This is a genomic window from Candidatus Defluviilinea gracilis (assembly GCF_057138825.1).
Genome location: NZ_DBNHEF010000059.1, coordinates 1 through 9,612, shown reverse-complemented (window position 1 = coordinate 9,612; position 9,612 = coordinate 1). Strand labels below are relative to the sequence as shown.

Below are 9,612 nucleotides of genomic sequence, written 5' to 3'. Positions count from 1 at the left end.
GGGGTCTGGTGTGCATGGCGCACAATTTACGAAAACTGGCGATCCAATGACCGCCAGTTTTTTTGTCTCTTGCTCCGTTTACGCCGTTTTCTCAACTTGTTCTTCCCCTTTTTAGACAACCCCAGGTTGATCGTTATCTTCTCATCGCGAACACACAACTCGAACTTCCCTCCCTGATCGTTGTCAACGGCTCCGCCGAGGCGCCCATCATTTTTTCCAACAGGAGCGCGTCCATCTTGCACAATTCAGGATGCCTTGCGACAATCGCCGCATACGGGCAGTGACCAAGGATCGCGCGCGGACCATCCGAGCCCGCCTCCCAACGCGCGTGATAATTCATTTGATTCAACTTCTCAACGACAAGATTCAATCGCCGAGCAATGGGTTGACTCGCGAAATCTGATTCGCCAGCCAGGCGCTTCGCCAGCGCTTCGATTCCGACGGTTCTGCCTGTCTCCGCCAATAGAGCCTCGCTCAACGCGGACAAATTATCGCCCAGCGCCGCCAGCGGGATCGAATACACCTTCTCCGGTCTGCCGCGGGCGGCGCGGAGGCGTACCGAAGCCGACTCAAGCCGCCCGTCCGAAAGAAGGATGCGTAAGTGATGTCGCACCGTCGCGGCAGACATCTTCAATCCGCGTGAAATCTCTCGCGCAGACGAAGTCCGGTATTTCGTCATGTAAGCCAATATTTTGCGTCGGACGGTTGTCACAGGCATTGTGTGATTATACTCACCTTCTTATTTATGGAAAAATATCTTTACATAAATTTGTTGACGAACTTCATTCAAGCGTTATAATCGCCGTGAAATCAAATCTCAATATTTAGGTTCGATCATGGAATTTCAAAACTATATCAACGGCAAGTGGGTCGAGGGGAAAAGCGCGTTTCAAACAATCAACCCGGCGAACGAAGAGGTTGTAGCGAAGATCGCGCAAGCCGAAATCTCCGATGTGGACGCGGCGGTGAGCGCGGCGAAGAACGCGTTCAATGCGTGGCGGCTTACCCCCGCCCCACTGCGCGGAGAACTGCTCTTCAAAGTCGGCGACATCCTCAAACAGAAAAAAGAAGAACTCTCGCAATTGCTCACGCGCGATATGGGCAAAGTGATTGCCGAAGCGCGCGGCGATGTGCAAGAAGCGATTGACATGGCGTACTTCATGGGCGGCGAGGGACGCCGCTTGCTCGGCTACACCGCGCCCGTAGAAATGATGAACAAATTCGGCATGGCAGTCCGCGACCCTTCTGGAGTTGTTGGTTTGATAACTCCTTGGAATTTTCCTATCGCTGTGCCATCATGGAAAATTTTCCCCGCGTTGGTTGCGGGCAACACCATCATTTGGAAACCTTCGCCCGAGACTCCCGCTGTCTCTGCCGCGTTCGTAAAGGTATTCGAAGAAGCAGGGATCCCCGCTGGCGTGTTCAACCTGCTCATGGCATCAGGCGCGGACGTGGCGAAGGCGCTCGTGGATCATCCCGACGTGCGTGTGCTTTCGTTCACTGGCTCGACGACGACAGGTCGCTCCATCGCGGAGGCGGCGGGCAAACTCAATAAAAAGTTATCGCTCGAAATGGGCGGCAAGAACGCCATCATCGTGATGGACGACGCGAATCTCGATCTGGTTGTGGATGCCAGTCTCTGGGCGGCGTTCGGCACAACGGGTCAGCGTTGCACAGCCGCAAGCCGCTTGATCGTCCAAAAGGGAATCGCGGGCAAACTCAAAGAAGCGCTGACCGAACGCACAAAGAAACTCAAACTCGGCGATGGACTCGACTCAAAAGTGGACGTCGGTCCCGTCATCAACAAAGTCGCGCTCGAACGAATTCACAGCATGGTGCAAGCGGGCGCGAAAGAAGCGCGGGTGCTGGTCGGCGCGTCGGTGGCGGACGTGGGCGGCAAAGGATTTTTCTACAATCCAACGTTGTTCGACGGAGTCAAACCAGGCTCCATGCTCGAAGCAGAAGAAATTTTCGGTCCCGTGCTTTCCATCATCGAAGTGGACTCGCTCGAAGAGGCAATCGAAGTCAACAACCGTTCCAAATACGGTTTGTCCACTTCGATCTTCACGCAGGATGTCAACCGCGCCTTTACTGCCATGCGCGATATTTTCACGGGCTTGGTCTACATCAATCACGGCACCACAGGCGCGGAGATCCAATTCCCGTTCGGCGGCGTGCGCGGCACGGGCAACGGTCACCGCGAGGCGGGACAAGCCGCGCTCGAAGTCTTCACCGAGTGGAAATCCATTTACGTGGATTATTCGGGAAAATTGCAGAGAGCGCAGATCGATAATAGAGAGGAGTAGAGAATTGACGCAATTCTCTAATTCTCCAATTCTCATGAACGATACCGTCCTCAATTGGGAATCAACCTTCGCAATCGCCCTCACGCTGAAGCGCAAGTATCCCGATGTGAACATCGAAGACGTGACATTGAAACAAATCCACGATTGGACGCTCGCCCTGCCTGAGTTCGACGACGATCCCGCGCTAGCCAACGACGAAATTTTGTACGCCATCTATCAAGACTGGTTCGAGGAGCATCTGCATGGACAATGAACCGTTAAGCCTGCCTCAATACGAAATTCCAGAAGACCTGCAACACGCCATCGCGGTGACCACGCTCGACCGACTCTACAACTGGGGTCGCCGCTCGTCGGTGTGGCCCCTCATGTTCGGTCTCGCATGTTGCGCCATCGAAATGATCGCCGCGCAGACCGCGCGCTACGATATGGCGCGTTTCGGGATGGAGGTTATGCGTCCCACGCCGCGCCAAGCCGACATGTTGCTCGTTTCGGGAACCGTCACAAAGAAAATGGTGCCCGCCATCATCCGCCTCTACAACCAAATGCCCGAACCCAAATACGTGGTGGCGATGGGCGCGTGCGCGTCCGGCGGCGGGCCCTTCAAAGAGGGATACAACGTCGTCGCGGGTATCGATAAATTTCTGCCCGTCGACGTCTACATCCCCGGCTGTCCCCCCACTCCGCAAGCGTTGATCGCCGGGCTGATCAAACTGCAGGAAAAAATCGACAAGCAGTCCATTAAGCAAGTCTCGTGGTACCGACGTAAAACAAAAGACCCCAATTACGTGCCGGTCCCGATCCTCGGTCCCGACCTGATCGACCCGCGCCGCAACGCGGAAATAAAATCCGCCGCGGCTGTGAAGGAGGGATGAGATGAGCCTGCTCTTCATGCCATACGCAGTACCAAGCGCGGAAACACGCACACAAGTAGACCGGTACGCAGGAAGACGCGCCCCACGCCTCACGACGCATAGGAGGACTCAATGACCGCCCCCGCCTCCACCTCGACGGTCGATCTGGTCGCCCGATTCCCCGGCATGGTCCAAGCCGACGCGCGCCCCGGCTACTCCGGCTTCATCGTCGAAAAAGATTCGCTCATCGAAGTTGCCACCGCCGTCCGCGACGAATTCGGCTTCGACTTGATGACCGCCGTCACCGGCGTGGACTATCCGCCCGACAAAATGGAAGTCGTCTATCATGCCTACCGCACCACCGGTGGACCCGGCTTAGTGTACAAAGTCCAAGTCCCGCGAACAGACCCGGTGGAAGTCCCATCATTGATCCACCTGTATCCCGGCGTAGACTTGCAAGAGCGCGAAGCATGGGATCTGCTCGGGATCAAATTCACCGGTCACCCCGACCTGCGCCGCATTTTGATGTGGGAAGGATTCGAAGGTCACCCGCTTCGCAAAGATTGGAAAGAGGGCTTCTACGAGGAAGATACCAAGCCGTTCAAAAGCCGTTGGCCCGATGGGCAGTTCTACATGGCGGAGGATAAAAATCCGTTCAAGGATAACCTCGCCTTCCCGCAAAACTTCGACCCCGAAAAATGGATTCCCGAAGGCGACGCGTTGCTCTACGGCGCGTTGGCGCGTTACACGGTGAAACAAGAGGACGGACTCAACACCGACCGTATCGTCATCAACATGGGACCGCACCACCCCTCCACGCACGGCGTCTTCCGCGCAGTGATGACCCTCGACGGCGAAACGATCGCCGGGCTCAAACCCGTGCTGGGCTATCTGCATCGCAACCACGACAAGATCGGCGAACGCAACACATTCCTGCTGAACATGCCATTCACCGACCGCCTCGATTACTTCAACTCGATGACCAACAACTTCGGCTACGCCCTCGCCGTCGAAAAACTGATGAAGATCCCCGTCGCCGAACGCGCCGAATACATCCGCGTGATCGTCTCCGAGTTGAGCCGCATTCAAAACCACCTCGTCTTCATCGGCACATTGCTCAACGACCTCGGCGCGATGTACACGCCCTCGCTGTATGCCTTCGAGGAACGCGAACTCATCCTCGACATCTTCGAAGCCATCTCCGGCGCGCGCATGATGTGCAACTACTTCCGCTTCGGCGGCGTGGTGCGAGACATCCCCGACGACGTGATGCCGAAGATCAAAGATCTGGTTTACGACCGCCTGCAATACAAGACCGACGAACTCGACCGCATGTTGACCGAGAACGAAGTGTTGCTCTCGCGCATGAAGGGCGTGCGGATGATCAACGCGGAGGACGCCATCGCCTACTCGATCACGGGTCCTGTCCTGCGCGCGGCTGGGGTGCCCTACGACATCCGCCGCGCCGACCCCTACGGGATCTACGACCGCTTCGACTTCGACGTGGCGGTGCGCTACAACGGCGACCTGATGGACAACTACCTCATCCGCATCGACGAGATTCGCCAATCCCTGCGGATCTTGGACCAAGCCATCAAACAGATCCCACAGGGACCGATCAACTCGCAGAAACCGCAGTATCAGGTCCGCGTACCGGCCGGCGAAGCGTACGGACGAGTCGAATCGCCGAAGGGCGAACTCGGCTACTACGTCGTCTCGAACGGCAAGCCGAATCCATGGCGTTATCATGTGCGCCCCGCGTCATTCGTCAACGTCACCGCGCTGGAGAAAATTTCGATCGGCACCAAGATCGCGGACTTCGTGGTCCTGCTCGCCATGTTCGATATGGTGATGGGCGAATGCGACCGCTAAAACATTACCGCAAAGCACACCACGGTCACGAAGGAGTGAGCCGATGAAAGCGTGTCCGTTTTCCCCTGTGCGGGCTTTGCGTCCTTCGTGGTGAAAGGTCTTCGATAAAGGAGAACTCAGTATGTACGGAAAAGGAATACTCAAAGGTCTCGGCGTCACCGCAAAACGATTCTGGGAAACATACACCGAAGATATCGCGTGGGTCTTGCGCGGCAAAAAACGCTATTACACCGAAGAAGGCGTGAAGCACCGCTCGAGCAAAGATCAGAAAGGCATCTTCACGGTTCAATACCCGGAAGAAAAATTGATCCAGCCCGAAGAGGCGCGTTTTCTGCCGTTCCTTGTCTACAATGAACTGCCCGACGGCAAACGCGAAGTCCTTTGCACCTCGTGCGGCATCTGCGCGAAGGTCTGCCCGCCGCAGTGTATCTGGATCGTCCGCTCGAACGACCCGCAGACTGGACGCCCCATCCCCGAACCGACCGAGTTCTACATCGACGCGGACATCTGCATGAACTGCGGCTTCTGCGCCGAATATTGTCCCTTCGACGCGATCAAGATGGATCACGATTTCGAGATCGCTTCGTACGGGCGCAATGTGTACAACATGGAAAAACTGCTCAAGTCGAGCGAGTATTACAAAAGCATCCGCCCGTTGAATTATGAGCGCGAGGAAGCCGCGCGCATTGCGGAAGCGGAAGCGAAGAAAGCCAAAGAAGCGGCGCGAGCGGCAACTGCGGCGGCACAAGCCGCGAAGCCTGCTGGAGCAGAAGCGGCGTCATCATCATCAGCGTAGACACGTAAACAAGTAGACAGGTAGACACGCGTGTACATGTGTACGTGTATACGTGTCTACAACCCTCAAAGGAAACCAAATGACATCAATTACACAAGACGCAATCCTCCATGCCCTCAGCGGCGTGCAAGAACCCGACCTCGGACAAGACCTCGTCTCCCTCAACATGGTGAGGAACATCGAGATCAACGGCGGCGACGTAACATTCACCGTGATGCTCACCACGCCCGCCTGCCCGTTCCGCGGGAAGATCGAAAAAGATTCAAAAGATGCCGTGATGAAAATCGACGGGGTGAAGTCGGTCGCCGTGAAAATGGATTCGGATGTGCCGAACGATGGGCGTATGCGCGGACTGGTCAAAACCCCGATTCGCAACGCCATTGCGGTTGGTTCAGGCAAGGGAGGCGTCGGCAAATCGACAGTCGCGGTCAACATTGCGGTGGCTCTCGCGCAAAGCGGCGCGCGCGTCGGTCTCATGGATGCGGATATCTACGGACCCAACACCCCTACCATGCTCGGCGTGGAAAAACTGCCTCCCCCGCAGGGACAACGCCTCATCCCTGCCGAAGCGTACGGCGTGAAAATGATCTCGATGGGGTTGCTCGTCAAGCCCGGTCAACCCCTCATCTGGCGCGGACCGATGCTCAACTCGGCGATCCGTCAATTTTTGGGCGATGTGGAATGGGGCGAACTGGATTACCTAATTGTCGACCTACCCCCCGGCACCGGCGACGCGTCGTTGTCGCTGGCGCAATCTCTCCCCCTCAGCGGCGCGGTGATCGTCACACTCCCACAACTTGTTTCGCTTGAAGACGCGGGGCGCGGACTCAACATGTTCAAGACTCTCGAAGTTCCGATTCTCGGCATTGTTGAAAACATGTCCTACCTCGAACTGCCCGACGGCACACACATGGACATCTTCGGCACAGGCGGCGGCGAACACCTCGCGCAAATGACCGGCACGCCGTTCCTCGGCAAAATCCCTATGGATCAGAACGTCCGCATTGGAGGCGATACGGGCAGACCGATCATCGTGTCGCATCCCGATTCGCCGGTGGCAAAAGCCCTGCGCGAGATCGCGGAAAGCCTGGCGGCAAAGGTCAGCGTGGCGGCGCTAGGCGCAAAGAATGATGTGCCGATAAATATTATTGAGTGACGTATCCACGCCACAAAAGACCTGACGCAGCGTCAGGTCTTTTATGGCGTCTCACTGATGTTACGACGCCTTCCCGAAGGTTTGGATAAACAACCAAACCCGATTCACGAGAACCTTCGGGGTGTTCTGCGCAAGGTAAGTTATAACTCCAGGACTGACGCAGTTGGTGGGCAGTTGTACTGCCGCCGCCGCAGTGCAACTACGGCGCAACGGGTTCAATTGCGTAAGTCCTAAACTCATTATTTTTGGTTTGGAAGGATCCCCGGCAATAAAACCGCCGCAAAGGGGAGGAGAAAGATCAATCCAAACAAGAAGACTCCACTACTCCCATTTCCACCGGGAACCGGCGTGTCGGTAGGCGGAGGCTCTGGTGTGTCTGTGGGTGGAGGCTCAGGCGTATCCGTTGGCGGGGGCACCGGAGTATCCGTTGGGGGAGGTTCGGGGGTATTCGTTGCGGGCGCGGAGGTATCTGTCGGTATCGGCGTGTTGGTCTGTGTCGGCGGAACATCCGTATCGGTTGGGGCGGGTGTGTATGTTTCGGTTGGCGCCGCCGTGTTGGTTGGAACAGGCGAGTTGGTCGCAGTGGGGACTTGTGTATTCGTTGGGACCAGTGTATTGGTCGGCAATGGCGTCTTTGTAGGGAACGACGTAGAGGTCGGCGGCTGGCTCGTCGGGCTTTCCAATAAGCCACCCCCATTGCTTACCCGAGTAAGGAAGGCGAAAATTGGCGGAACAACCGCAGGCGTGGGTGAGGCGAATCCGCTGGCCGGGGTTAGCGATCCTGCCCCGGGCGTGACGGAAGGACCCGTCACTAAAATTTTGAAAAACGAGTCTGAAGTGGGCGTAATGAAAAGGTTGGCAAACGCTTGCTGGGTTAAAATTCGGTCGAGCGGCGTAGGCGTGGGAGATTGGCGGGGCGCCAGCACAACATCGGAATGGGCATCCCGGCCGCCCGCAACAAGGTATGGAATGCCGAATGCCAACAGACATACGAACATTACAACAACGGGAATGGCAAAACCCTGTTGTCTTTGGGTTTGCATAACTACAAAATTCTCCTCATAACCACAACAAAAGCGGATATCACAAAATTGCCAGGGAAATTATCCCACAAAACATCCGCGCCGGTATGGGTAAATAGTACAAAAAGCGCAGACCGTTTTGATCCGCGCTTTTGAATGTTCCGGTTGGCAACAGGTCAGTAAATGTAGATCACTTGGCCCGCGTAGATGTAGTTTGCATTCGGGATGCCGTTCCTCCATTGCAAGTGACTGACCGTCACGCCGTAGTACATGGCGATCCCGCCCAGCGTATCGCCCCGGCATACCACGTAGTAACTGCCGTATGCGTTGTACCCGGGTCCGCAGTAATACGAAACTGGATCGTATCCGCCGGGGATAGATAACACCTGCCCGGGGTAAATGTAGTACGAGTAATTTACCCAAGGGTTCGCCGCGACCAGCGACGAGAGCGACACCCCACAGTTCCGGGCAATTTTGGCGAGCCAGTCACCCGGCTGGACGTAGTACGTGCTTGGACAAGAAGACCAAGCCTGCGCGCGGGTCACGGTCGAGAAGGACGCAACCAGCAGGGCAACAACCATCAAAATTTGAACAATACGTTTGCCGTTCATAGAAACCGCCTCCTTAGAAATTGACGTGTGAACACTACTTACAACCCCAGTGTACAAACTTCGGTGTCAAATTTCAAGCATGACCTTTGGCATGTTTTTGAATGAGGCAGTCCCCAGCCTGCCGAACCTACCTCTTCGTCACATGCCCCAACTTCTCAAGCATTCCGAGAAAATCGCGCTGCGCCCACCTCTCCGCGATCTTCCCGCCCTGGAAGCGGAAAATATCCACGCCGGTAAAGGTCACACAGCGGTTGACAGGCGGAAATCCGCGAAACGAGCCGGACTGGGTGGCTGTAAACTCCACCCGCGCCACAACCTTGTCGCCCTCGGCGATCAAATCCTCGATTTTGGCTTGGATGTCCGGGAAAATTCGCAGCATGACGGCGTACAACTTCTTGAAATTCTCCAACCCCGCCCCCCGCGCGGCATGATCGTCAACATTATCAAGGATCATTTCGTCGGCAAGGTCGAGCTTCCTTTCGTTGACCAGTTCCTCATAAAAGCGGCGGATCGCCGCCTTGTTCTGTTCAGACATACATTCTCCGAATTTATGATTTATGTCCAGCGTTCTCAATGCTACCATTGAAATTTTTTTCACGGGAGTAGATCCTGATATTCCGAAGTCGAAGTCAAGGCGGCGTATATGACGCGACATTGACAGCCTAAAACGCGAGGTAAATCTCGCGTTACGAAGGGAACAGCCTTTAAAACTTGCTTACGGTATAATTCCGACTATGCAAACACAAATTATCGGAGTCCGCTTTACCAAAGTGGGCAAAATCTATCATTTTGACACAACGTCCGTACCGGACGTGCAGATCGGCGAACACGTGATCGTGGATACCTCGCGCGGCAAACACCTCGGCGAGGTCATCCGCGTGGAGAAGGAAACGCCTCCCAAACCGGAAGGCGGCTGGAGGTCCGTGGAGAGGCGCGCCACCCCGCGCGACCTGCTCCTGCTCCAGTCGTGGCAATCCAAACAGACCGAAGCGATGATC

General features: G+C 56.0%; 10 protein-coding genes and 2 pseudogenes. 8 read left to right on the top strand and 4 right to left on the bottom strand.

Going from position 1 to position 9,612, the window contains the following annotated elements; all coding sequences use genetic code 11:
• Positions 1 to 133: 133 nt before the first annotated feature.
• Positions 134 to 718 (bottom strand): helix-turn-helix transcriptional regulator, encoded by a 585-nt coding sequence (locus AC16KF_RS08905; RefSeq protein ID WP_484036955.1) that lies wholly within the window; start codon positions 716 to 718, stop codon positions 134 to 136.
• A 115-nt stretch (positions 719 to 833) separates the two neighbouring features.
• Between AC16KF_RS08905 and AC16KF_RS08900 the strand changes: the two genes are divergently transcribed.
• The 7 genes and pseudogenes from AC16KF_RS08900 to AC16KF_RS08870 all read left to right on the top strand — a co-directional run bounded on the left by AC16KF_RS08900 (position 834) and on the right by AC16KF_RS08870 (position 6,981).
• Positions 834 to 2,306 (top strand): aldehyde dehydrogenase family protein, encoded by a 1,473-nt coding sequence (locus tag AC16KF_RS08900; protein WP_484036957.1) that lies wholly within the window; start codon positions 834 to 836, stop codon positions 2,304 to 2,306.
• A gap of 4 nt (positions 2,307 to 2,310) precedes the next feature.
• Positions 2,311 to 2,559 carry a Fe-S cluster assembly protein IscX gene (iscX, locus tag AC16KF_RS08895; protein ID WP_484036954.1) on the top strand — a complete coding sequence of 83 codons (249 nt, stop codon included), beginning with the start codon at positions 2,311 to 2,313 and terminating at the stop codon, positions 2,557 to 2,559.
• The gene (locus tag AC16KF_RS08890) at positions 2,549 to 3,178 is read left to right on the top strand and encodes an NADH-quinone oxidoreductase subunit B (RefSeq protein ID WP_484036953.1); all 630 of its coding nucleotides are present in this window, start codon (positions 2,549 to 2,551) and stop codon (positions 3,176 to 3,178) included. The genes iscX and AC16KF_RS08890 overlap by 11 nt, the downstream gene beginning before the upstream one ends.
• 111 nt (positions 3,179 to 3,289) lie before the next feature.
• Positions 3,290 to 3,715, top strand: a pseudogene (locus AC16KF_RS08885) (NADH-quinone oxidoreductase subunit C); the annotation flags it as partial.
• 237 nt (positions 3,716 to 3,952) lie between these two features.
• On the top strand, positions 3,953 to 5,029 hold the full coding sequence (locus AC16KF_RS08880; RefSeq protein ID WP_484036956.1) for an NADH-quinone oxidoreductase subunit D: 1,077 nt from the start codon (positions 3,953 to 3,955) through the stop codon (positions 5,027 to 5,029).
• Positions 5,030 to 5,150: 121 nt separating this feature from the next.
• A complete protein-coding gene (locus AC16KF_RS08875) occupies positions 5,151 to 5,825 on the top strand; it encodes a 4Fe-4S binding protein (RefSeq protein ID WP_484036952.1) in 675 nt (224 codons plus the stop codon).
• Between the two features lie 79 nt (positions 5,826 to 5,904).
• Positions 5,905 to 6,981 (top strand): Mrp/NBP35 family ATP-binding protein, encoded by a 1,077-nt coding sequence (locus AC16KF_RS08870; RefSeq protein WP_484036951.1) that lies wholly within the window; start codon positions 5,905 to 5,907, stop codon positions 6,979 to 6,981.
• A 239-nt stretch (positions 6,982 to 7,220) separates the two neighbouring features.
• Here AC16KF_RS08870 and AC16KF_RS08865 read toward each other — a convergent pair whose 3' ends face one another.
• The 3 genes from AC16KF_RS08865 to AC16KF_RS08855 form a co-directional block, all read right to left on the bottom strand.
• Entirely contained in the window at positions 7,221 to 8,024 is an 804-nt protein-coding gene (locus AC16KF_RS08865) for a hypothetical protein (RefSeq protein WP_484036950.1), read from the bottom strand.
• 155 nt (positions 8,025 to 8,179) lie between these two features.
• Positions 8,180 to 8,614, bottom strand: a complete 435-nt coding sequence (locus tag AC16KF_RS08860; protein WP_484036949.1) for a LysM peptidoglycan-binding domain-containing protein — start codon at positions 8,612 to 8,614, stop codon at positions 8,180 to 8,182.
• Between the two features lie 127 nt (positions 8,615 to 8,741).
• The gene (locus tag AC16KF_RS08855) at positions 8,742 to 9,149 is read right to left on the bottom strand and encodes an ester cyclase (RefSeq protein ID WP_484036948.1); all 408 of its coding nucleotides are present in this window, start codon (positions 9,147 to 9,149) and stop codon (positions 8,742 to 8,744) included.
• A 199-nt stretch (positions 9,150 to 9,348) separates the two neighbouring features.
• On the opposite strand from AC16KF_RS08855, the pseudogene AC16KF_RS08850 reads away from it, so the two are divergent.
• A pseudogene (locus tag AC16KF_RS08850) lies at positions 9,349 to 9,612 on the top strand (stage 0 sporulation protein); the annotation flags it as partial.